This is a genomic window from Lebetimonas natsushimae, assembly GCF_002335445.1.
Classification (GTDB): Bacteria; Campylobacterota; Campylobacteria; order Campylobacterales; family Nautiliaceae; genus Lebetimonas; species Lebetimonas natsushimae.
This window is the reverse complement of the sequence record NZ_BDME01000006.1, coordinates 91,624-114,823: the sequence shown is the minus strand read 5'-3', so window position 1 is coordinate 114,823 and position 23,200 is coordinate 91,624. Positions and strand designations below refer to the sequence as shown.

General features: G+C 29.8%; 22 protein-coding genes. 5 read left to right on the top strand and 17 right to left on the bottom strand.

What is annotated here, in order from left to right; all coding sequences use genetic code 11:
- The first annotated feature begins 1 nt into the window (after position 1).
- From LNAT_RS07585 to murA, 3 genes are read left to right on the top strand one after another with little or no spacing between them, the layout of a single operon-like run.
- Positions 2-337, top strand: coding sequence for a histidine triad nucleotide-binding protein (locus LNAT_RS07585; protein ID WP_096260013.1), 336 nt, complete (start codon positions 2-4; stop codon positions 335-337).
- A gap of 15 nt (positions 338-352) precedes the next feature.
- Positions 353-1,198 carry a deoxyribonuclease IV gene (gene nfo, locus LNAT_RS07580; RefSeq protein ID WP_096260012.1) on the top strand — a complete coding sequence of 282 codons (846 nt, stop codon included), beginning with the start codon at positions 353-355 and terminating at the stop codon, positions 1,196-1,198.
- Positions 1,191-2,459 carry a UDP-N-acetylglucosamine 1-carboxyvinyltransferase gene (gene murA, locus LNAT_RS07575; RefSeq protein ID WP_096260011.1) on the top strand — a complete coding sequence of 423 codons (1,269 nt, stop codon included), beginning with the start codon at positions 1,191-1,193 and terminating at the stop codon, positions 2,457-2,459. The genes nfo and murA overlap by 8 nt, the downstream gene beginning before the upstream one ends.
- Here the strand turns inward: murA and LNAT_RS07570 are convergent.
- Genes LNAT_RS07570 through LNAT_RS07530 form a run of 9 tightly spaced genes read right to left on the bottom strand, consistent with a single transcriptional unit; the run spans position 2,449 to position 11,504 of the window.
- Entirely contained in the window at positions 2,449-3,228 is a 780-nt protein-coding gene (locus LNAT_RS07570) for a shikimate dehydrogenase (RefSeq protein WP_238594017.1), read from the bottom strand. The genes murA and LNAT_RS07570 overlap by 11 nt on opposite strands.
- 19 nt (positions 3,229-3,247) lie before the next feature.
- Complete coding sequence (locus tag LNAT_RS07565) at positions 3,248-4,618, bottom strand: chemotaxis protein CheX (RefSeq protein ID WP_096260010.1); 1,371 nt, start codon at positions 4,616-4,618, stop codon at positions 3,248-3,250.
- A gap of 7 nt (positions 4,619-4,625) precedes the next feature.
- A complete protein-coding gene (locus LNAT_RS07560) occupies positions 4,626-6,029 on the bottom strand; it encodes an anthranilate synthase component I family protein (RefSeq protein ID WP_172413520.1) in 1,404 nt (467 codons plus the stop codon).
- Positions 6,029-6,721: an SPOR domain-containing protein gene (locus tag LNAT_RS07555; RefSeq protein WP_096260008.1), complete on the bottom strand. Its 693-nt coding sequence runs from the start codon at positions 6,719-6,721 to the stop codon at positions 6,029-6,031. Before LNAT_RS07555 ends, LNAT_RS07560 begins: the two co-directional genes overlap by 1 nt.
- 9 nt (positions 6,722-6,730) lie before the next feature.
- Positions 6,731-7,279 (bottom strand): DUF1882 domain-containing protein, encoded by a 549-nt coding sequence (locus LNAT_RS07550; RefSeq protein WP_096260007.1) that lies wholly within the window; start codon positions 7,277-7,279, stop codon positions 6,731-6,733.
- A 30-nt stretch (positions 7,280-7,309) separates the two neighbouring features.
- Entirely contained in the window at positions 7,310-8,560 is a 1,251-nt protein-coding gene (locus tag LNAT_RS07545) for a serine hydroxymethyltransferase (protein ID WP_172413524.1), read from the bottom strand.
- 13 nt (positions 8,561-8,573) lie between these two features.
- Positions 8,574-10,082 carry a lysine--tRNA ligase gene (gene lysS / locus LNAT_RS07540; RefSeq protein WP_096260005.1) on the bottom strand — a complete coding sequence of 503 codons (1,509 nt, stop codon included), beginning with the start codon at positions 10,080-10,082 and terminating at the stop codon, positions 8,574-8,576.
- 9 nt (positions 10,083-10,091) lie between these two features.
- Positions 10,092-10,613, bottom strand: a complete 522-nt coding sequence (locus LNAT_RS07535; protein WP_096260004.1) for a CvpA family protein — start codon at positions 10,611-10,613, stop codon at positions 10,092-10,094.
- A 9-nt stretch (positions 10,614-10,622) separates the two neighbouring features.
- Positions 10,623-11,504, bottom strand: coding sequence for a GGDEF domain-containing protein (locus tag LNAT_RS07530; protein WP_096260003.1), 882 nt, complete (start codon positions 11,502-11,504; stop codon positions 10,623-10,625).
- 54 nt (positions 11,505-11,558) lie between these two features.
- On the opposite strand from LNAT_RS07530, the gene LNAT_RS07525 reads away from it, so the two are divergent.
- Entirely contained in the window at positions 11,559-12,605 is a 1,047-nt protein-coding gene (locus LNAT_RS07525) for a dehypoxanthine futalosine cyclase (RefSeq protein ID WP_096260001.1), read from the top strand.
- Positions 12,606-12,663: 58 nt separating this feature from the next.
- Here the strand turns inward: LNAT_RS07525 and LNAT_RS07520 are convergent, their stop codons facing one another.
- Genes LNAT_RS07520 through LNAT_RS07500 form a run of 5 tightly spaced genes read right to left on the bottom strand, consistent with a single transcriptional unit; the run spans position 12,664 to position 18,190 of the window.
- On the bottom strand, positions 12,664-13,440 hold the full coding sequence (locus tag LNAT_RS07520) for a carbon-nitrogen hydrolase family protein (RefSeq protein WP_096259998.1): 777 nt from the start codon (positions 13,438-13,440) through the stop codon (positions 12,664-12,666).
- Positions 13,437-13,613: an exodeoxyribonuclease VII small subunit gene (gene xseB, locus LNAT_RS07515; protein ID WP_096259996.1), complete on the bottom strand. Its 177-nt coding sequence runs from the start codon at positions 13,611-13,613 to the stop codon at positions 13,437-13,439. The genes LNAT_RS07520 and xseB overlap by 4 nt, the downstream gene beginning before the upstream one ends.
- Before the next feature lie 23 nt (positions 13,614-13,636).
- Entirely contained in the window at positions 13,637-14,737 is a 1,101-nt protein-coding gene (metX, locus tag LNAT_RS07510; RefSeq protein ID WP_096259994.1) for a homoserine O-acetyltransferase MetX, read from the bottom strand.
- 32 nt (positions 14,738-14,769) lie between these two features.
- The gene (locus LNAT_RS07505; protein ID WP_096259992.1) at positions 14,770-16,941 is read right to left on the bottom strand and encodes an EAL domain-containing protein; all 2,172 of its coding nucleotides are present in this window, start codon (positions 16,939-16,941) and stop codon (positions 14,770-14,772) included.
- On the bottom strand, positions 16,934-18,190 hold the full coding sequence (locus LNAT_RS07500; protein WP_096259990.1) for an O-acetylhomoserine aminocarboxypropyltransferase/cysteine synthase family protein: 1,257 nt from the start codon (positions 18,188-18,190) through the stop codon (positions 16,934-16,936). Before LNAT_RS07500 ends, LNAT_RS07505 begins: the two co-directional genes overlap by 8 nt.
- A gap of 51 nt (positions 18,191-18,241) precedes the next feature.
- Here LNAT_RS07500 and cmoA point away from each other — a divergent pair, with 51 nt between their 5' ends.
- Complete coding sequence (cmoA, locus tag LNAT_RS07495) at positions 18,242-18,949, top strand: carboxy-S-adenosyl-L-methionine synthase CmoA (protein WP_096259988.1); 708 nt, start codon at positions 18,242-18,244, stop codon at positions 18,947-18,949.
- Here the strand turns inward: cmoA and LNAT_RS07490 are convergent, their stop codons facing one another.
- Genes LNAT_RS07490 through LNAT_RS07480 form a run of 3 tightly spaced genes read right to left on the bottom strand, consistent with a single transcriptional unit; the run spans position 18,950 to position 23,184 of the window.
- Entirely contained in the window at positions 18,950-20,602 is a 1,653-nt protein-coding gene (locus tag LNAT_RS07490; RefSeq protein ID WP_096259986.1) for a sensor domain-containing diguanylate cyclase, read from the bottom strand.
- Positions 20,603-20,606: 4 nt separating this feature from the next.
- Positions 20,607-22,778: a flagellar biosynthesis protein FlhA gene (gene flhA / locus LNAT_RS07485; RefSeq protein WP_096259983.1), complete on the bottom strand. Its 2,172-nt coding sequence runs from the start codon at positions 22,776-22,778 to the stop codon at positions 20,607-20,609.
- Positions 22,768-23,184 (bottom strand): RrF2 family transcriptional regulator, encoded by a 417-nt coding sequence (locus LNAT_RS07480; RefSeq protein WP_096259981.1) that lies wholly within the window; start codon positions 23,182-23,184, stop codon positions 22,768-22,770. Before LNAT_RS07480 ends, flhA begins: the two co-directional genes overlap by 11 nt.
- Between the last annotated feature and the right edge of the window lie 16 nt (positions 23,185-23,200).

The following is a 23,200-nucleotide window of genomic DNA, read 5'->3' as shown; positions in this document are numbered from 1 at the left end:
AATGGAATGTATTTTTTGTAAAATAGTAAAAGGTGAAATTCCAAGCAAAAAAGTTTTAGAAAATGATAAATTTTTAGCTTTTCATGATATTAACCCTGTTGCACCGGTTCATATACTTATTATTCCAAAAGAACATTATGAAAAATTTGACTCAACCCCGGCTGAATTATTTCCCCAAATGGCAGAATTTATAAAAGAAGTTGCAAAAGAACTTAATATCACTGATTACAGACTGATTACAAACAACGGTAAAAATGCTGGTCAGGAAGTGTTTCACTTACACGTGCATATGGTTGCAAATCCCAACGGAAAACTTGCCTGGCCCAAACTTGCATAAAATAAAGGAGAAATTTTGAAGTATGTCGGAGCTCATGTAAGTGCCGCTGGCGGTGTTGAAAATGCAGTTATTAATGCTAAAAAGATAGGGGCAGACGGATTTGCCCTGTTTACAAAAAATCAAAGACAATGGTTTGCAAAACCTTTAAGTGAAAAAAACATTGCAAAATTTAAGGAATATATGGAGGAACATAATTTTACTCCTGATGCAGTATTACCGCATGACAGTTATTTAATAAATCTGGGACACCCAGAAGAGGAAAAGAGGGAAAAATCACTTAAAAGTTTCATTGACGAGGCTAAAAGAGTGGAAAGCTTAGGACTTAAATACCTTAATTTTCATCCCGGAAGTCACCTTAAAAAAATAAGCGAAGAAGAATGCCTGGATTTAATAAGCGAAAGCGTAAATAAAGCCATAAGTGAAACCGAAAGCTGTATTTTTGTAATAGAAACCACAGCGGGTCAGGGAAGTAATTTAGGATATAAATTTGAGCATTTAGCTTATATAATAGACAAAATAAAAGATAAAGAAAGAATCGGCGTATGTATTGATACCGCCCATATTTTTGCTGCAGGATACGATATACGCACAAAAGAGGCTTATGAAAAAACTATGAGAAAATTTGATGAAATTGTTGGATTTAAATACTTAAAAGGAATGCATATTAATGATTCAAAAGCAAAATTTGCCAGCCGTGTGGACAGACACCATTCTTTGGGTAAGGGTGAAATAGGAATAGATGCTTTTAAATTCATAATGCAGGACAAAAGGATAGATAATATTCCTTTAATTCTTGAAACAATAGACCCTGATATATGGGCTGAAGAAATAAAATTATTAAAAAGTTTTGAAAATGTATAAATATCTACATATTTATAATTCTCCAAACTTAAGCGGAAGCGTGGAAATAAGCGGGGCAAAAAATGCAGCCCTGCCTCTTATTGCTTCAACAATTTTATCCAAAAATGAAGTAAAACTCTTAAATGTCCCGGAAGTAGCTGATGTTAAAACATTACTTAAACTTTTCAAATATCTCGGGGCTGATTATAATTTTGAAAATAACAAATTAAAAATTAACGCTTCTACAATAAAAAACACTACAGCTGTTTATGAAATAGTAAAAACGATGAGAGCCTCTATTTTGGTATTGGGACCTCTTCTTGCAAGATTTAATGAAGCAAAAGTTTCACTGCCCGGAGGCTGTGCAATTGGTGCAAGACCCGTTGACTTGCATCTAAAAGCACTTGAACTTATGGGAGCTGACATATCAATAGAGAGCGGATATATTCATGCAAGAGGAAGGCTTAAAGGTGCTACTATTATTTTTGATAAAGTTACAGTTACAGGCAGTGAAAACATTATTATGGCTGCGGCTCTTGCAAAAGGAAAAAGCCGTCTTATAAATGTGGCTAAAGAACCGGAAGTTATTGAGCTTTGCGAAATATTAAAAAAAGCCGGAATAGATATAGAAGGTATCGGAAGCGATGAATTAACAATTACAGGAAGTGAGGGGGAACTTTTAAATTTTCCTGAAATCCATATAATTCCGGACAGAATTGAAGCCGGCACCTATCTAACAGCAGGTGCTATTACAAATTCTAATATAAAAATAAAAAACATAATACCCGAACATATCGAAAGTGTAATAGTAAAACTTTCACAAATGGGATTTCCAATAGAAATTAGAGAAAATGAAGTTGAAATTTTCCCTGCAAAAAAAATATATCCTGTAAATATAATAACATCAGAATATCCGGGATTTCCAACAGATATGCAAGCTCAGCTTATGGCAGTGGCAACCCAGGCTGAGGGAGTGAGTACCATAGAAGAGAGACTGTTTGAAAACAGATTCATGCATGTACCGGAATTAAATAGACTCGGGGCAAATATTCAAATTCAAGGGAAAATTGCAACAATTAAAGGACCGAGCAAATTAATCGGTGCTGATGTTATGGCAACGGATCTCAGGGCAAGTTCGGCATTGGTTCTGGCAGGACTGATAGCTGAAGGTGAGACTAAAGTTCACAGAATTTACCATTTATTCAGAGGTTATGAAAAATTATTAGACAAATTCTCAAAAATTGGCGCAAAAATGGAACTTTTAAACGAACCTAACCCTTAAGAATTTCAAAATAAATTTCAGCTACTTTTTTTCTATTCAACTTTTTCCCTAAAAAATATTCCATAGCCATTACCCCCTGATATACCAGCATGTCAATTCCACTTTTTGTAATTAAATTATATTTCTTTGCCAGCTTTAAAAACGGCGTTTCCTTCCCATAAATTACATCTACCGCATATCTAGCTTTTTTAAAAAGTTTTTCCAAAATAATTGCCGGAGCCGGCAGATTATCATCATTAAGTCCAGCACTTGTAGTATTGATAATTAAATCATAATCAAAATTATTAATATTATTCCAGGTAAAAGTAACTTTTTCTTGAAAATCTTTGAGCCTTTCTTCACTCCTGTTTAATATATTGGCTTTTGGCAATACAAAGCTGAGCGCTTTTGCAGTTCCGCCCGCTCCTATTATTAAAACTTTTTTATAATTAAATTCTTTAATAACTTCTAAAAAACCTTCAGCATCGGTGTTATAACCGATAATTTTTCCGTTCTCATTTACCAATGTATTTACAGCTCCTATTTTTTTTGCAATCCCCCTGACTTCATCCGCTTCTTTATAAGCCCATTCTTTATGTGGGACTGTTACATTTGCCCCGTTTATTTTTAGCTCTTTGAATTTACTGATAATTTCATTACCGTTTGTTAGTAAATATCTTCCATAACAGGCATTGATGTTCTCTTTTTTAAAAAAATAGTTATGCATAAGCGGAGACTTTGAATGAGACACAGGATTGCCAAAAATTAAAAATATTTTTTTATTTTCCATTGTCATCATCTTTTCGTTATTATCTGGTCAAATATATATAAAATTCTTCATCTTCAAAATAAAATTTAACTTTCAACGCTTTTTTGTTTTGGACCAATACTTCTAATTTTTCAAGATCTTCAAAAACCTTCGGAAGTGTAAGCTCTATTTCAATGTCCTCTTTTTGAAATTCGCTTTTTACATTACCCACAATTATATTGGCAAATTCTCCTACCATATCAACCAGTTCTTCTTTAGATTCTATCTCTTCCCCTATTAAAATTTTGGAGATTTTTTTGCTTAGTTTTTCCGAGAAAATTAAAACTAAAAGTCCGTCAACATCGCCGTAAAAACCGATAGAACTGGAAATATAGTTTTTGGATTTATCTATTTCTATAGTTGAAAGCTCGGCTTTTTCTCTTTTTGCCTCAGTTCCTGTTAAAAGTTCAATTGATTCAATAGTCGATTTTACAAAATAAGGCAACATTTCCACTAATTCTTTTGTAATTTTCTTTTGTGTTTTATAAATTACTTGCATATTATTTCTAGATTCTTTTACCACGTCACTTTCAATAAAACTTTTTTCATCAGCAAAAAACATAAAACCGACTAATTCTAAGTCTTCCAGCAATTTTGGCTGAACCCCTTTGGTATTAAGACCTACGATTGCAAGCAGCGCACCATATTCAGCAGCTTCAACACCAAGTTTTGAAAGAAATCTTACCGCATGAATATTTAATCCTTTTACATTATTCATATCAAATACAAAAATTCTAAATCCTATAATAAGAGAGCGTCTAAAATATTCTATATCAAACATATTAGCGATATTAGCATCCAAAAAACCGTCAAAAAAGAAATACACAATATCATTTTTAGTTATCGCACTTATAGTATTTGAAAATTTCGAAACAATACTGTTTTTTATAACAATAACATCTTCCGAACTGATTTTATCTTCACTTTCAACAATTAAAGGCATATATCCTTTTTTAACTAAATTAAAAACAATCAAATTTCTGTTTTCTTCATTTTTTATACAACAGATATAAATATCTTTATTAATCATTTCTTCAGAAGTGAAAATTTTTTCAACTTCTTCATTTTCATATATATTAAAAAATCTATTATCAATTCTTAAAGCAATTTCAAACACCTGCTTATTTGGAGAAAAAATTGCACATTCAATATTTTCCTTATATAATTTTTCAAAAATATCATTTAAAAATCTAATTCCTGAAAGATTCGAACTAATTATTTTTGAAAAATCAACACTTATATATTTAACTTTTCTATTTTTAAAATTATTAATATCCTGAGGAGTAATCAGCATTCCTGCATTTTGAGAATCTAAAAACCCCTGAGGTTTTATTAAAACTTTTTTACCAATATAACTTTTTAATACCCCCATTTTCCACCTACTTACTTAATTCTTTTAATGTTGAGACCAAAGCGCCTAATTTATTATTAATTTCTTTAAATTCAAGTTCCGGTTTCGAATCGGCAACAATTCCTGCTCCCGCCTGGAAAATTATATTATCTTTTTTTATAAGGGCCGTTCTTATCGTAATTGCACTATCCATATTTCCGTCAAATCCAAAATATCCGATACTGCCGGCATAAAAACTTCTTTTTACACCTTCATAATTGGCAATAAGTTCCATTGCTTTGATTTTCGGGGCTCCGCTAACAGTTCCAGCCGGGAAAGTTGCTTTAAACACATCAAACATATCAATATTTTCTTTCTTTAAACCTATTACGTCACTTACTAAATGCATAACATGAGAATACCTCTCAACCCTCATAAAATCTTCAACTTCAACGCTTCCCCCTCTGCTGACTCTTCCGACATCATTTCTTCCAAGATCCACAAGCATAACATGTTCTGCCTTCTCTTTTGGATCATTCAACATATCATTTTCCATTTCAATATCTTCTTTTAAATCTTTTCCTCTTTTCCTAGTACCGGCAATCGGCCTGAGTAAAATGACATCATCTGTTAACCTTACCATTACTTCTGGAGAACTGCCTATTATTGAAAATTCGTTAAAATCTAAAAAATATAGATAAGGAGAAGGATTTTTACTTCTGAGTTTTCTATAAAATGAAAATTTATCTATTTTAGCTTTCAAATATAATCTGTTTGAAAGCACTATCTGAAAAATATCTCCGGCTTTAATATTCTCTTTTGCATTTTCTACAATTTCAAAAAACTTCTCTTTATCAAATAAAAAATGAGGTTCTTCTAACACATTTATAGGTTTTAACGGCAAATGCTTGTATGAAGATGTTAACAAATCTTTTATAATATATAAATAATTATTTAATTTCTCATCATTTATTATGATTGTTATTTCAGAAGTTTTGTGGGAATAACCTATTACTATTTTAGGTCTAATCATATAAAAATCGGGAATGTCTGTTTCATCTTTAAGATTTTCCATATTTTTTTGTAAAACTGGTTCAAAAACACCCACCATGTCGTAAGCAATATAACCTATAAACCCGTCTACAAATCCGATATTTAATTCTTTTACAAGTTTTTTATAATAATCCTTATCTAGGTTTTTATAGTATTTTTTTAAAAAAGAAAACGGATCTGTATTAAAAATTTCTTTTTTTTCATCTGTTTCATAAACCGTTTTTTTATTTTTATAAACAATTCTTTCTTTTTCACCAATAAAAATAAAGCTATAATTTCCGTTATCATTATTAATAACACTTTCTAGTAAAAATTTTTTTTCATTGGGAAAAAGAGAAGAAATTTGATTGTATATGGCAACTGCGGAAAATTCATCTAACAAAAATTTTGTATGTTTCATTATTTTACCTTAAAAATAAAAGCATTTTGAGTGATTTTTTCTTTTACAATTCTTAATTTAGCCCTTGCTGTTTTTTCATTTTCAAACGGGCCTATCAATATTTTAGTTATCGCTATTTTTTTATTATTTTTTTTAATATATGTATGATAAAAAGTATAATTAAATCCTTCTTTTTTGATTAAATTTAAAAACTTTTTGTTTGGAGTTTTATATTTCATTAATGCAGCTACCTGAATATAATATTTGACATTTAAAGCTTTTTTTATATTTTTAATTTTTTTTACTTCTGTTTTATGTGAAGCAGTGTTTTTAGCTTGATTTTCCGGTTTTTTTTCTATTGCTGAAACGGGGCTTTTTTGATTAAGCGTTTCTTTTTCCACAGATTGGTTATTAATATTTGAATTATTTTTTTTCTCACCTGAAGCATTAATTTCTTCCGAATTATCCGTTATTAATTTTTGAGATAATGTATTTGTGTTTTCTTCGATAGGAATTTCTTTAAACTCACTGCTTTTTTCTTTAGGCTGCTCATTTACCTGAGGAGGCAAAACAACATTTTCCTCTTTAGAATTAGAATAAATTGCATAGGCAATTACGGCAATAATAAAAATTAAAAAAGCTATTGCCCCGTACACCAAAGGCTTTTTAATGTTTTTTTTTGGTTTTATATTTAACAAATCATCTTTTTCCATGGTATCTCCTTACATATGACGTGCCCAGGAGGCACCCCTTTCTTTTTTATACAATTCATAAGGCAAATTCAAGATATTAAATTCAGGCGGCAGTTCATCAGTGGGGAAAACCCTCCATTGTTTAGGCAACTTTCCAGCTAATTTTAAAGATAATTTCTTAGCGATTTGTATACCTTCATTCAATGTTGTATGGCCTTTATGAATATAAAGATGTAAATGGCCCGGTGTTTTTGAATTGTATGCAGTAAAATTTAAAAAACCTTCCTCCCTTAATAATAAAGAAGCCCTGTTCCAAAAAATTTCTGGATTATTGCCGTTATAGTCAAAAACAATATTTTCAACAATATTTCTTTGTCTGTTAATCAAATCATGGGCTATAATTCTTTTTCTTTCGATATGGTCATTCATAACCTGAAAGGTTAAAGGCTCGTCAATTTTTTCATATTTATCAAAGAAAGTCCTACCTTTATACACAATCTTCTTTACTATTTTACCTTTATATTCATAATAATAATTTCTGTTAATTTTAATTAGCGAAATATCTACATTATATGCCAATTTTTCTCCTTTCCCCAAAAGGGGAATTTTTTAATAAGTAGGTCTGTCGTAAATTACAAATTTACTTGCAAGTTCTTTTAATTCATTTGCCACTTTTTCTTGTAACTCTACATTATAAATATCATCCAAAACATCTGCTATTTTATTAGCAATAAATCTAAATTCCTCTTCTTTCATACCTCTGGCTGTAAGTGCAGGTGAGCCGATTCTGATGCCGCTTGTGACAAATGGACTTCTTTTTTCCCCTGGAACTGTGTTTTTATTTACAGTAATTCCGGCTCTTCCAAGAGCTTCTTCAGCTTCTTTTCCACTGAATTCTTTATTAAGGAAACTTACTAGTACTAAATGATTGTCTGTTCCGCCGCTTACCAAATCATATCCTCTCTCAAGCAGTACTTCGGCCAATACTCTTGCATTTGCTTTTACCTGTTTGGCGTAATCTTTCCAGCTTTCGTCAAGATTCATTTTAAATCCAACCGCTTTTGCAGCTATTACATGAACAAGTGGTCCTCCCTGAATTCCAGGGAAAATTGCAGAATTAATTTTTTTAGCATATTCAGGATTGTTAGTAAGGATTAATCCCCCTCTTGGTCCTCTTAATGTTTTATGGGTTGTAGTGGTTACCACGTCACAATGTGGAAATGGATTTGGATGCTCACCTGCTACAACAAGCCCTGCAATATGGGCAACATCGGCCATTAAAATAGCACCTACCTCATCGGCAATTTCTTTAAATTTTGCAAAATCAATTTCCCTCGGATATGCACTTGCACCACATACTATCATTTTAGGTTTAACAATTTTTGCAATATCCCTAACCCTGTCATAATCAATTCTACCTGTTTTTTCATCAATTCCATATGAGAAACTGTGATAATGTTTTCCTGAAAAATTAACTTTAGCCCCATGTGTTAAATGCCCGCCGTTACTTAAATCCATCCCAAGAAGTTTATCATAAGGTTTCATTAATGCAACATAAACAGCTCCGTTTGCCTGTGAACCGGAATGCGGCTGAACATTTGCATATTCACATCCAAACAAAGCTTTGGCCCTGTCTATTGCAAGCTGTTCTACCATATCTGCATATTCACATCCTCCGTAATACCTTTTACCAGGATAACCTTCGGCATATTTGTTTGTAAATACACTACCCATAGCTTCCATTACTTCTGGAAGTGTAAAATTTTCACTAGCAATCATTTCCAAATGGTCTGTTTGACGAACCAACTCTTTTTCTAAAATTGAAAACACGTCTTTATCAAAATCTTTTAAACTCATTATTTCTCCTTTATATTTATTTTGTATCGTCTTTGTCAAAAATTTCTTTTTTCGGTTTCATTGTCGGGAATAAAATTACATCTTTAATAGATTGTGTATTGGTTAAAAGCATAACCAGTCTGTCAATTCCTATTCCCTCACCGGCAGTAGGGGGCATTCCGTACTGCAATGCCCTGATATAATCATAATCCATATCCATAACCTCTTCATCACCTTTTGCTTTTGCCTCAAGCTGGGCTTTAAACCTTTCATACTGATCTAACGGATCATTTAATTCATTAAATCCGTTTGCAATCTCCCTACCTGCGATAAACAGCTCAAATCTTTCCGCAAATTCCGGATTTTCATCACTTCTTCTTGCAAGTGGTGAAATTTCTACTGGAAACTCTGTTACAAAAGTAGGATTTATTAATTTAGGCTCAACAAACTCATCAAAAAGTTCAGCCCAGAGTTTTCCTTTTGAATCAATATGCTCTTCAACCTCAACTCCATGGTCTTTTAAGTATTTTTTCATGGCTTCAACATTGTCTAAAATTTCTTCTGGTATATTTCCTATTTTAATCAACGCATCCCTATAAGTAATAATTTTCCAATCGGTAAAATCAATTTCTGTATCTCCAAAAGGAATTTTTTTAGGTAAATTCAATTTTTCAAGCAGATAATCAAACAATTCTTTTGTTAAATTCATTAAATCTTCCATATTGTGATATGCCCAGTAATATTCCAGCATAGTAAATTCAGGATTATGGGTATGGTCAATTCCCTCATTTCTAAAGTTTCTGTTAAGCTCAAACACTGCTTCAAAACCACCTACTATCAGTCTTTTTAAAAAAAGTTCAGGTGCAATCCTAAGATTCATATCGATATCAAGTGCGTTATGATGCGTCATAAAAGGTCTGGCATTAGCCCCTCCCACTATTGTATGGAGCATTGGAGTTTCAACTTCTATAAAACCTTTTTTAATGAAAAATTCCCTGACTAAACTTACTATTTTACTTCTTAATTTAAATCTCTCCCTCGTATCTTTATTCATAATCATATCAAGATATCTTTGACGGTATTTAGTTTCAGTATCTTGAAGACCGTGGAATTTTTCAGGAAGAGGATGAATAGCTTTTGTTAAAATTCTAACTTTTTGTGCATGAATTGTAAGTTCGCCGGTTTTAGTAATAAAAGGATATCCCGTAACTTCTACAATATCACCTACTTCCAAATTTTTTTTAAGAAGATTAAAATCATCACCCAAATCATTCTTACTCATATATACCTGTAAAATACCGCTTTCATCTTCGATTTTAAAAAATGCGGCTTTACCCATAAGTCTTAAAAATTTTACTCTTCCGGCAACTGTAAAAATTCTGTTTTCATCTCTTTTATTTTCAAGATTTTCAATATCTTTGTTTTTTTCTAAAAATTCAGATATTTTGGTATCCCTTTTTGCATTATGCCCATAAGGGTTTATTCCCGCTTCTTTCAGTTTATCTGCTTTTTGCATTCTGAGTTTTACGTATTCGTTACTGAACATTAACTTCCTTTAGTTTTTTGAAATTTTAACATTTTTAGATAATTTTTCTAAATCTTTAGGAGATAAGTTTATAATTTTGTTTCCGGCAATTATACAAACAGGAAAAACAATACTGTTTTTAACATATTTTTGTGTTTTTTCCTTTATAAATTCCACTTTATAAAGCATTGCTAAAATTACACTTATTAATAAAAAAAATTTTGCTCCCGCAAAAATAAAACCCAATATTCTATCTAACGCACTAAGGGCACTGATTTTTAAAATTTTATTAATTAAAAAACCTATAAACACCGTACTTATCCAAAAACCGACAAAAACTGCTATAAAACCAACCAAATCTATTGCTGAAGCGTTTTTTATTTCGATTAAATTGTTATTTATATAAATTCCGGCCTGATGATAAAACAGGCTTGCTAAATAAAGACCCCCTATTATCCCTATAAGTCCGGCTATCTCTTTAACAAAACCGTTAAAAAAACCTTTTATTGCCAATATTAAAGTCACTCCTATAATTATTGCATCAAACCACATATAAAAACCTTATAATTTAACCGCATACTTATTTCTGCTTTTTTTGGCTTCATAAACAGCCTCGTCAGCCCTGCGTATAATACTCTCTATAGTGTCACCTTTTCTATGCATTGTTAAACCTATTGAAACAGTAACATCAATTAAATTATCTTTATATTTCATTTTTGTTTTACTGATGGTTGAGACTATTCTATCTATTACTTTTTCTGCTATTTTCAAATCGATTCTATTCATTAATATAACAAATTCATCACCGCCTATTCTATAAATTTTATGTTCTTTTCTCAATAATCTCTTAATTATGTCAACAACTTTTTTTAATACAAAATCTCCTATCAAATGTCCGTATGTATCATTGATTTTTTTAAAATCATCCAAATCCAAAACAGCCAGAGCCAAATCTAAATCTTTCTCTTTTCCAATTTCCAAAATTTCATTTAATTCTTTCTCCAAAGCTTTTCTATTTAATGCTTTAGTTAACGGATCAATCAGCAATTCTTTATACGCTTTCTCAAGCTCAGTTTCTAATTCACTTATTTTTTCATGCATTTTATTAATCTGTTCAAGCAGTTTGGAAGAATATTGTATCACTAAACTTTTAAGTTCATCAGTTTCCACAGGTTCAATATCTTCTAACAATTTTATAGATTCCCTTTTTATATCGGAAGAGGTTTTATGAATGTCTTTAACAGTTTCAGCGGTTTTATTTATAAGATTCTCACTTATACTCGGATCCACACATAATAATTTGGGGTTAATTTGTTCAAAAATTTTATATTCCCTGGTTAAACTGACAAAAACTTCTTTATAATATAAGGGGTATGCCGGTTTTTCTGCTTTTTTTAATTCATTTATAGTTTCTTCGGAAATTTTTTCTATAATTTCTTCCATTACTTTTCCTTTTTTGATATTATAAAAGCAATTATACAAAAAAAAGGAGCTGTTTTGAGACTTTCAAAAGAAAAAGCAATAGAATTAATACAAAATGAAGATTTAATCAAGCTTGGAAAAATGGCACTTGAAAAAAAAAGAGAAATTCATCCTAAAAAGATTACAACTTTTATTGTAGACAGAAATATTAACTATACCAACATATGTTTTGTAAACTGTAAATTCTGTGCTTTTTACAGACATAAAAAAAGTACCGATGCATACGTTTTAAGTTTTGAAGAAATTGATAAAAAAATTGATGAGTTAATTGAAATTGGAGGGACTCAAATTCTTTTTCAAGGAGGCGTTCATCCGAATTTAAAAATAGATTTTTATGAAAATTTAGTGGAACATATCCATAAAAAATATCCCAGTATTACCATTCATGGATTTTCAGCACCTGAAATAAATTATATTAGTAAAATAAGTAAAATACCCATTAAAGAAGTTTTAATAAGGCTCAAAGAAAAAGGCCTCAGTTCAATTCCGGGAGCGGGGGCAGAAATATTAAGTGATAGAGTAAGGGACATAATCGCTCCTAAAAAAATAAGTACGGACGAATGGCTGGAAGTTCATAAAAGCGCTCATGAAATCGGAATGAAAACAACAGCCACAATGATGTTTGGAACTGTTGAAACGGTAGAAGAGATTGTTGAACACTGGGAAAAAATCAGAAGATTACAGGATGAAACGGGAGGTTTTCGGGCGTTTATTATGTGGTCTTTTCAGCCTTATAACACCGCTTTATATCATGAAGGGATTGTCAAATATAAAGCCTCGTCAAACAGATATTTAAGATATCTGGCCGTAGCAAGACTCTTTTTAGACAATTTCAAAAACATTCAAAGCTCATGGGTTACACAGGGAAGCTATATCGGGCAGCTGGCTCTACTTTACGGAGCAAATGATTTAGGTTCAACAATGATGGAAGAAAATGTGGTAAGAAGTGCCGGAGCACAAAACAGAATGAATCAAAAAGAAATGATCGAACTTATAAAAGATGTAGGGGAAATACCTGCAAAAAGAAATACCGCATACGAAATATTGGAAATCTTTGATTAATTGAAAAATGGATAATAGAAAATGTAAAATTAAATTCTCCATTCTATATTTTTCAATTTTACATTAAATTAAATTCTCTGCTTAATTTATTAAATTTCCACTCTTTTCTTGCTTCCTTTATTAAATTTTTATCTATTCTGGATAACATTAATTCTTCATTAGAACCCAATATGTTTTCAATCTCGCCAAAAGGATTGACTAAATAACTTTTACCATAAAATTCCCAATCCCCCCAACTGCCGATTCTGTTAGCCCTTAAAACATAAAAATTTTTAATAAAAGCAAATGTTTTATGAAGTTCAAACCATCTATTAAATGAATTAAAAGTTCCGATACTCGGTATCAAAACAACATCTACTTTTTTATTTTCAAAATAATCCCAAAACTGGGTAAAATGACTTTCAAATCCAAACATTACACCAAAACGGATATTTTGAATATTAAAAACCAAAAGATTATTATCTTTTTTAGAAAAAAATTTTTCTTCATTCCAATGGGAATATGGCATTAAAATCTGTTGATAATATTTAAAAATCCTCCCGTTTTTTGCTTTAATCATAACTTTAAAAAAATTTTTTCCCTCATATGCAACTATTGGAGCAATTATTGTAATATTATAAATTTTAGATAATTTTTTAAGAAGTTCCAACTGATGTCTTGATTGTTCAATTATAAAATTTTTAGGTGTTTTAACTAATTCATTGAAAAATCTATTTAAAACATATTCAGGCAAAACAAATATTTTTGCATTTTCTTTTTTAGCAATATTTATATAATAATCTAGTTTTGTTTTATTTATTGGTAAATCAGCGCATTGTAAAGAAGCTATTATCATTTAGTCAGTTCTTTAAATTGAAGTTTGGCCTCTTCTATCATTTTAGACGCTTCTTCTAATAATTTAACTCCTTTTTTATAATATTCCATCGCCTGAAATAAAGTTATTTCTGGATCATTAAGCTTTTCAAGGAGTTCTTTTGCCTCTTTTAATTTCTTTTCAAAATCTTCCATATCCTTCCTTTTATTTTCTATTTTTAATTATTTAATTCATTTTTAATAATATCTTCAAATTTATCAATCTCAACTAAAAAACTGTCATGTCCATAATCACTTTTTATTTCATAATATTCACTCTTTCCGTTAACTTCATCCATATATTTTTTAATTTCTCTCATTTCTTCCGGAAAAAACAAAGTATCACCGGAAAATGAAATTAAAACCAGTTTGTCTTTTATCTGAGAAAAAGCTTCTTTTAATGAAGTAAAACCCCTGCTTATATCAAAAAGAGAAATAGCTTTTAATAAATAGATATAACTTAACGGATCAAACCATTTAGGAAAATTACTTCCGTTATATTCTAAATAACTTTCAACCTGAAATCTACCGAAAAGTTCGAACATTCCGTCTGTTTTAACATAATCCCTGCCGAATTTCTTATCGAATGTTACAGGTGAAATATAATTTAAATATCCTATCATTCTTGCGGCTGCCAAACCTTTTAACCCTCTTTTTCTAATCTCTTTTGGGTCATAATTTCCATTTTTGAATTCACAGTCACTTCTAACAGCCTCTATCATTGCTTTATTAATTGCTATAACATAAGGTCTTGTTTGATACGTCGTTGCTATAGGGAATATTTTTTCAATAAATCCTGGATAATCTACCGCAAATCTAAGAGCCTGCATTCCCCCCATACTACCGCCTATAACAGATTTTAAATGTTTGATTCCAAGAGAATCGAGTAATATTTTCTGCGCTTTAACCATATCTTTAATTGTAATTACAGGAAATTTAAGTCTGTATCTTTCACTACTTCCCGGATAAACCGGGCTGATAGGACCTGTTGACCCGAAACAGCTGCCTATCACATTTGTGGCTATTACAAAATATTTTGTAGTGTCAATTGCTTTCCCATCTCCTATCAAACCATCCCACCATCCTGGCTTTCTGTCCCCTTCATACATTCCTGCGGCATGATGAGAGCCGGAAAGTGCATGGGTTATTAAAATCACATTATCTCTGTTTTCATTAAGTTCGCCGTATGTTTCATATATAATTTGCCATGGCTCAAGTATTCTACCGCTCTCAAGATAAAGTGGTTTCGTAAATTTTGCTATTTTGGTTTCAAGTTTCATATTTTCCTTTTTTTAAATGAAATTTTATCAAACTATTTCTTTATTTTCTCAAGCGGCTCAGGTTTACAAAAATAGAATCCTTGGAAATAATCAATTCCCAAATTTTTTAATTTATTATAAATTTCTTCATTTTCTACAAATTCGGCAACCGTATATATATTAAATTTTTTTGCAAATTCGACAATTAATCTTATTATTTCAAAATATTTTTTATCATGTATATTTTTAATAAGACTTCCGTCGATTTTAATAAAATCGGGCTGCAGTTCCAATACTCTTATATAATTGGAATATCCACTTCCAAAATCATCAATTGCTATTTTGATCCCCCTGTTTTTTACTTTTTCTATAAAACTTTTTACCACTTCAAAATTTTCAATACTTTCACTCTCAAGTATTTCAAATGTTATTTCATTATTTTTTTTACACTTATCGATTAAATCAAAAATAAAATTTCTTGTATCTTCATCTATAATATCAATAAAGGAAAGATTAATCGAAACATTTTTAATTTTATTATTTTTTACATCATCAAACACTTTTTCAATTATTATCTGTGAAAATTTATTATAAAGCCTTGCCTCTTTAAGCAAATCCATAAACATAAAAGGAGTAATAATTTTATTATCCATTTCAATTCTAATAAGGGCTTCATATTTTCTATCTTTTCTGTCTTTCTCTTCTATACATTGATAAAAAGGAATAATTTTTCTATTCTCTAATACTTTCCTTAATTTTTGAATCATTCGTATTCTGTTTTTTTGTGCCTCTTCAATATCTTTGGTAAATAAAACACAATTTTCCTTACTCTTCTTAGCTACTTTCAATGCACTCTCAGCCGTTTTTAAAAGAGAGCCTTTTTGATTGCTTCCGCTTACTGTAAATGTCAATTTTACCATTTTATATTGAAAATCCCTGTTGGCTATTTCACATAAATCAGTTTTGTCTATTTTTCTGTTAAATCCTATAACAAATTCATCACTTCCCACCCTGTAAACATTTTCATAATTTTTCTTAAAATCATTTGCAATACTCTTTAATATTTTATTTCCCGTAAAAAATCCATAGACATCGTTTATATCTGAAAAATCATCGATATCTATTAATATAAGTCCCTGATATTTATTTAATTCCTCTATTAATTTTATTCTGTTTGGCAAATTGGTAAGTGAATCATGATAATGTTTATGTCTGAGTTTTTTTAATAATTCTTCATATTCTTTAAAAATTTTTAATTTAATTTTCTGAACAAGTTTATTCATAACAAAAAAATATACACCCATAAGAAGTAAATATGTAAACATACCGATAAATACTATATTTTTTAGATCTTGTTGTTTTTCTTTAACCTCTTTATCTATTTTTTTAATTATTTGGGAAGCATATATTCCTTTTAATACACTGAAATTAAAAGGTTTTATCAAACTATAATAACTGATTTTTTCTTCATATCTATTTGTTTTAGGATTTTTAAACGTATAAACAACAAAACAATCTTTATTTTCTTTTAATGATTTAAAATATTTTTCCCTGAAAAACCTACCTTTTATATCAGGTTTATAAATTGATAAAATCATACCCTCTTTTTCTTTTAATTTAGGAGGCATATAATATAAATAACCAAACACCCCATCTTTTCCAGGATTAAATGTTGTTATTTTTCCCAATGCTATATAACTCGGATTATTTTTGTTAATCTTATCTAAATAGTGTCTTATTTTTTCAAATACTAAATTATCAATATATTTCTTATTTATCCCCGCTATATAAACACTGTCTCTTTTATCAATTAAAAAAACTAAATATTTATGCGAATTAAGATTTAATAAAATATATTTGTTTTCATAAATTTCATAATTAAATTTTTTATTTTTAGGTATTTTTCCTATTATGAGATAATTGTCTTTTGAAACAAATAAACCGTTTATCAGATTTTTTTCAATCATTGTTTTTAAAAATATTTCTAAATTTGATTGTGCATCGGTATAAGCAATATCAAAAGCCAATTTAAAAGTATCTTTAAACTTTTTAACATCCTTCTTAAGATAATTTTTTTCTATATTTAAAATTTTATTTTGAGTTACTTTAATTTCTTCTTTTAAATAATCCTGTAAAACGGAATAAAAAATTATAAAAAATATTATTGAAAATATTAAAAATAAAATAAAAGGAATCAGGCTAAGTTTTTTTACATCTTTAATCACTTAATGCCTTTTTTAAATCATCAATTAAATCATCAACATCCTCAAGACCAATGCTTAGTCTAATAAGCCCCTCATCAACCCCCGCTTTAATAAGCTCTTCTTTGCTTAACTGCTGGTGTGTCGTGCTTGCAGGGTGAGTTACAATTGATTTTGAATCTCCTATATTTGTTACAAGTGAAAAAATTTTAAGTGAATTTGCAATATTTTTTGCCCTCTCAAAATTCTCCACAACAAAACTGACTATACCTCCTGTATATTTTAGATATTTTTTTGCATATACATAATTTTCGTTATCTTCTAAAAACGGATAATTTACTTTTTTTATATCTTTTTGAGATTTTAAAAATTTGGCTATTTCAAGGGCATTTTCGCTGTGAGCTTTAATCCTCAAATGTAGATGTTCAAGCCCTAATATCATAAGCCATGCATTAAAAGGAGACATTACTGCTCCAAAGTCTCTCAGAAGTGCAAGTCTTGCCCTTGCAATAAAAGGTGCATCAAATTTTTCATTGTAAACAAGTCCGTGATAACTCTCATCCGGTTCGTTAAACTGAGGATATCTGTAAGTCAAAAGTTTTTCTTTTGCACTTTTTCCTTCAACTATAACCCCTCCTATTGCACTTCCGTTTCCCACAATATATTTACTCGCGCTGTGAACAACTACATCACAACCAAGCTCTATTGGTTTAACACCGTAAGGGGTTGCTATTGTATTATCACAAATTAAAATAATCCCTCTTTCTTTTGCCACTTTGGATATTCCTTCGAAATCAGGAACAGCCAAAGCCGGATTAGAAACACTTTCAATAAGGATTGCTTTTGTTTTATCATCTATTAAATCATTGAGTTCTTCAGGATTATGAACATCAAAAAATCTGGCTTTAATTCCAAGTCTATTTAAAGTATGGGTTGAAAGCGTAATACTTCCCCCGTATAGTTTATTTGAAATTATTATATTATCCCCAGTTTGTACTAAATTTGAAAGTGAATAAAATATAGCCGCCATTCCACTTGAAGTCGCCAGTGCTTCTGTCCCTCTCTCAAGGGCTGCTATTCTTTTTTCAAAAACTTTGGTAGTGGGATTACCTATTCTTGTATAAATATTTCCCTCAATTTCCAGATTAAAAAGTCTTGCGGCATGTTCGGTTGAATCATATTCATATGCGGTAGTCATATAAATAGGAACCTGCATTGCCTTTTGTCTGTCTTTTTCATATCCCCAGTGCAAAGCTAGTGTTGAATCTTTCATTACAATGCCTTTTTTAGTAAAATTATTAAAAATTATACCATAAGGATGAAATTGAAAGATAAAGTTTTTACAAAACCTATAGAAAAACAGTTTGAATTTGATGAAGAAGTTGCAAGCGTATTTGACGATATGTTAAGCAGAAGCGTACCTTTTTATAAAGAAAATTTAAATCTTCAAATTAATATTTTAAAAAATTTTTTAGATGAAAATGACAAAATAGTTGATTTGGGAAGCTCTACAGGTACATTTTTAATAGAACTGGCAAAAAAAACAGATAAAAAACTTGATTTAATCGGAATAGACAATTCCCCTGCCATGATTAAAAGGGCCAAAAATAAGGCAAAAGCATTTGGAGTTGATATTAAATTTGTTGAAGAGGACTTTTTAAATTATGATTTTTCTGATTCAAAAGCCGTGATTGCAAATTATACTATTCAGTTTATAAGACCCCTAAAAAGAGAAAAGCTTATAAAAAAAATATATGATTCTCTAATGAACGAAGGCATTTTTTTTATGAGTGAAAAACTGATAACAAACCATAAAAAACTGAACAAAATAATGATTGATGAATATTATAAATTTAAAAAGAAAATGGGATATTCTGAATACGAAATAGCAAGAAAAAGGGAAGCCTTGGAAAATGTGCTGATTCCTTATACAATGGAAGAAAACATGGAAATGCTTAAAAATGCCGGATTTAAAGAAGCTGAAGTAATTTTCAGATGGAATAATTTTGCTACATTTATAGCTTTTAAATAATTATTTGAGAACTATTCTGTCTCTCCCACCGTTTTTTGCCTCATATAAAGCTTCATCAGCCCTTTTTATAATACTTTCTATATTGTTATCTTTTCTAAATTCAGTAATACCGCAGCTTATTGTAAATTTTACCGGCCTTTGAACAAACTCATTCTCCTGCAGCTCTTTTTTCAGTTTTTCACAAATTTGTTTAGCTTTTTGTAAATCTGTATAAGGGAAAATAAGCATAAACTCTTCTCCGCCCCATCTCGCAAAAATATCTGTACTTCTTATATGTCTTTTAATAAAAGAAGCCATTTTTTTAAGAACCAAATCCCCTATATCATGCCCATAAGTATCATTTATTTTTTTAAAATAATCAATATCAACCATTGCAATTGAAAAAGTATGGTTATAGCGTTTCGCCCTTAAAATTTCTTCTTTAATTTTCTGATTAAAAAATCTTCTGTTAGCAATTTTGGTTAAAGGGTCGTGTAAAGATTCATACTCAATTTTCTTCTTTTCTTCTTTTAATAATTTATCATATATAAAAAAAACATTTTTCAATTTTCTAAATAAAATAAATGACAAAAACACAGAGAATATTAAAATAATTAAAAATATGATTACTAAATTTCTATAAAATATTTTAAATTCTTCGTTCAAATTCTTTTTAATATCGTTTATGTTTTTTGCTATATCCTCCTGAATATATAAACCGCTGCCTATTATCGCATCTATGCTTTTGTTAAAAAGCACATATGATATTTTCTTTTCTATTTTGCCGGTCTTCGGATTTATCCATTTATAAACAACAAATGATCCGTTTTTGTTTTCCAGTGCTTTTTTTATCATTTCTTTTATAAAATATTTTCCGTTTATATCTTTTAAATTTAAAATATTTTTTCCTATCGCGCTTTTATAAGTAGGATTTAATATTAATGTTCCATCTTTTTTAATTATAAAAAAATAATAATCATTCCCGTATCTTTTCATCATTATTCTTTGGAAAATCTGCTTTTCTAATTTATTTTTTATTTCATCCACATATTCTCCTGAACCAATAATTAAATTCAGCTCAGGTATATATTTGATAAAATCTATTTTTAAAAATTTTTTATTTTTATTATTAGGTTTATAAAAATATTTTTTTATAAATCCTTCATTATTTTTATTTAAAATTTTTTTATTTCTTTCAAATACAGACATATGATTGATTAAATAAATTTTTTTAGTATTTTTTCCTATAAATGATTTTAATATATGAGTTTTAACAATTCCGTTTGTATCATATGCAAAAATATAATGATTTTTTAAATAAGTATTTAAAGTGTTTAAATAATTTATAATAAACGTTTTATTTTTATTTAAAGAATAAAGGCTTTTAATCGCATAATATATTAAATAAACTCTGTGTTTTACATTTTTTTTAGTCTCTTCCAAACTGAATTGTAAAGCGTTATCAATATCTTTTGATAAATTTATTACATTTTCTTTTAAATAATTTTTTTTATTATTTATTAATATTTTAGTATTTTTATCAACTTCTTTGCTTTTAAATGTATATAACGTATAATAAGATGAAAAAACGACCAATATAAATGAAATTACCACTATAAAAACAGGGTAAAAAAACATTTTTTTAACTAATTCTTTTTCCACTTTGTTTAACATACAATCAGTCCTTGAAATTTATACTTATACTTCCCAGTACTTCAAATTTTGCATTAGGGTCTATTTCAGCATGGGAAAGTACCACTACATCAACCCCGAATCTTTCAAGAATTTCAGCGAGAGGCTTTCTGATTAACGGGTCTACAATCAATACAACAGGGGCAATACCTTTATTTAAAATTTCAGCTGCAGCATTGCTTATTTCTTCAACAAGTTTATTCATTTCGGAAACAGTCAGTAAAAACTGTTTGTTATCCCCCTGCTGCTGCAGTTTCGAAAGTAAAAACTGCTCCGTCTGGGTATCAAAAGTCACAAGTTTTAATGTACCGTCTTCACTTTCATAAAGTTTTGTAATAACACGGCTTAAATTACTCCTTACATGTTCTACAATAGTGTCGATATTTTTGGTATATTCAGCTATATCTGCAATTGTCTCAAGTATTGTAATCATATCTTTAATGGGTATTTTTTCATGAAGCAAGGATTTTAAAACTCTCTGAATCAATCCGACATTTGCAACTTTTAAGGCATCATCAACAATGGCAGGAAAATCTTTTTTGACTCTATCAAGCAGAGCTTGTGTATCCTGACGAGTTAGAAGCTCTTCTGCATATTTCTTAATTATTTCACTTAAATGAGTAACAATTACCGTTGATGCGTCCACAACGGTATATCCGTTCATTAAAGCTTCTTCTTTTTTATCTTCATCAATCCAAATCGCATCTATTCCAAAAGCCGGTTCTTTTACCTCTATCCCTTCAATTTCTTCAATTACCATAGGAGTTGACATTGCCAAATATTTATCCGGGTAAACCTCTCCTCTTGCAACTTCAACACCTTTTAATAAAATCTGATATTCGTTTGGTTGAAGCTGAATATTGTCTTTTATTCTTATTTGGGGTACTAGGAACCCGAAATCACTTGCTATTTTTTTTCTCATGGTTTTAATTCTCTCAAGCAAATCACCGCCCTGGTTGGGATCGGCAATTTTAATAAGCTGATAACCAATATCAAGCTCCAGTATTTCAACTTTTAATATATTTTCCAATACCTGTTCTTCTTCTTTAGCAAGCTCTTCAGGTGATTTTTTAGGTTTTTCTTCTTGTTCAAGTTCTTCAGCTGTTTTTTTAGGCTGAGGTGGTGGTTTTTTTCTAAATTTTGCTATTATTGAGGCAATAGGGTCCACACCTTTTTGTGTTTCCATCATCAAATATCCTGTTATTAAAAAAACAATCCCGATAAATATCATGCTTCCGCTTGGAAAACCTGGAATGAATGCCATAAAAATAAGCAAAATACCGACAATCAAAACAACTTTATAATCTCTCATCAGCTGCTTTATAACACCCTCTGCAAAATTACTTTCATCCTTACTTGCTCTTGTAATAATAATACCTGTTGCAGTTGAAGTCATAAGAGCCGGGATTTGTCCTACGAGTCCATCACCTATTGTCAAAATAGTGTATGTTGAAGCGGCCTGTGAAATATCCATATTATGCTGAAAAATACCTATTAAAAGCCCGGCAATTATATTTACAAGAGTAATAATAATTCCTGCAATCGCATCACCTTTTACAAATTTACTTGCCCCATCCATAGCCCCATAAAAATTGGCTTCTTGGATAAGTTCCATTCTTCTTTTTTTTGCTTCATTTTCATCAATAAGCCCGGCATTTAAATCTGCATCAATTGCCATCTGTTTACCAGGCAGTGCATCAAGTGTAAATCTTGCAGCAACTTCAGCAACCCTTGTGGAACCTTGAGTAATAACCATAAAATTTATAATTACCAAAATAATAAATACAATAATTCCTATAATATAATTACCGCCAACTACAAATTCCCCAAAAGCTGAAATTATTTTACTTACAGCATTCGGTCCCTCATATCCTTTGGATAAAATCATTCTTGTTGTAGCTACATTTAATGACAATCTATAAAGAGTAACTATCAATATTAATGTAGGAAATGTTGTAAAATCGGTAGGTTTTGGAATATAAAGACTAAGTAGTAATATCAAAATACCGACAGATAAAGAAATTGTTAAGAAAAAATCTAATATTCCACTGGGTAGTGGAACTATTATAATTAAAAGTATTGCAAAAACAAAAGCTACAACACCTAAATCAGTTACTTCACTTAATACTTTAAGTGAATTTTTTATTCTATTTATCAGATTTCATCCTTATAACATCTTCTAAAGTCATATCTTTTAAAATATAATTTAATTTATCTTCTAAAAAAACAAAAAAAGGCCTAACACAACATATATCAGCCCTGTTTCTTACACAGTTTTCAGGTGCTTTGGAACAGTAAAATATTAAAGCGTCCTTATCTTCAATAATTTTAAACAATTCTAAAATCCTAATATCTTTTGGAGCTTTTTCAAGTAAAAATCCCCCATGGATACCTTTAAAAGATTTTACATAACCTTTTTTTGAAAGGGTCTGCAATAGTTTCGCCAAAAAAGGCTTTGGAAGTGATGTGATTTCCGCTAATTTTGCAACATCTACCGGTTTATCAAAATTAGCAAGTTCCATCAAAGCCTGCAGAGTATACGCTGTTGATTTTGTAAATAGCATATTAAACCTTTTTTCA

Excerpts from the sequence above, each read along its gene's own strand:
- LNAT_RS07585 (WP_096260013.1), top strand. The coding sequence starts at position 2 with ATGGAATGTATTTTTTGTAAAATAGTAAAAGGTGAAATTCCAAGCAAA.
- murA (WP_096260011.1), top strand. The coding sequence starts at position 1,191 with ATGTATAAATATCTACATATTTATAATTCTCCAAACTTAAGCGGAAGC.
- LNAT_RS07570 (WP_238594017.1), bottom strand. The coding sequence starts at position 3,228 with ATGGAAAATAAAAAAATATTTTTAATTTTTGGCAATCCTGTGTCTCAT.
- LNAT_RS07565 (WP_096260010.1), bottom strand. The coding sequence starts at position 4,618 with ATGGGGGTATTAAAAAGTTATATTGGTAAAAAAGTTTTAATAAAACCT.
- LNAT_RS07560 (WP_172413520.1), bottom strand. The coding sequence starts at position 6,029 with ATGAAACATACAAAATTTTTGTTAGATGAATTTTCCGCAGTTGCCATA.
- LNAT_RS07555 (WP_096260008.1), bottom strand. The coding sequence starts at position 6,721 with ATGGAAAAAGATGATTTGTTAAATATAAAACCAAAAAAAAACATTAAA.
- lysS (WP_096260005.1), bottom strand. The coding sequence starts at position 10,082 with ATGTTCAGTAACGAATACGTAAAACTCAGAATGCAAAAAGCAGATAAA.
- LNAT_RS07535 (WP_096260004.1), bottom strand. The coding sequence starts at position 10,613 with ATGTGGTTTGATGCAATAATTATAGGAGTGACTTTAATATTGGCAATA.
- LNAT_RS07530 (WP_096260003.1), bottom strand. The coding sequence starts at position 11,504 with ATGGAAGAAATTATAGAAAAAATTTCCGAAGAAACTATAAATGAATTA.
- LNAT_RS07520 (WP_096259998.1), bottom strand. The coding sequence starts at position 13,440 with ATGATAATAGCTTCTTTACAATGCGCTGATTTACCAATAAATAAAACA.
- xseB (WP_096259996.1), bottom strand. The coding sequence starts at position 13,613 with ATGGAAGATTTTGAAAAGAAATTAAAAGAGGCAAAAGAACTCCTTGAA.
- metX (WP_096259994.1), bottom strand. The coding sequence starts at position 14,737 with ATGAAACTTGAAACCAAAATAGCAAAATTTACGAAACCACTTTATCTT.
- LNAT_RS07500 (WP_096259990.1), bottom strand. The coding sequence starts at position 18,190 with ATGAAAGATTCAACACTAGCTTTGCACTGGGGATATGAAAAAGACAGA.
- LNAT_RS07490 (WP_096259986.1), bottom strand. The coding sequence starts at position 20,602 with ATGTTAAACAAAGTGGAAAAAGAATTAGTTAAAAAAATGTTTTTTTAC.
- LNAT_RS07480 (WP_096259981.1), bottom strand. The coding sequence starts at position 23,184 with ATGCTATTTACAAAATCAACAGCGTATACTCTGCAGGCTTTGATGGAA.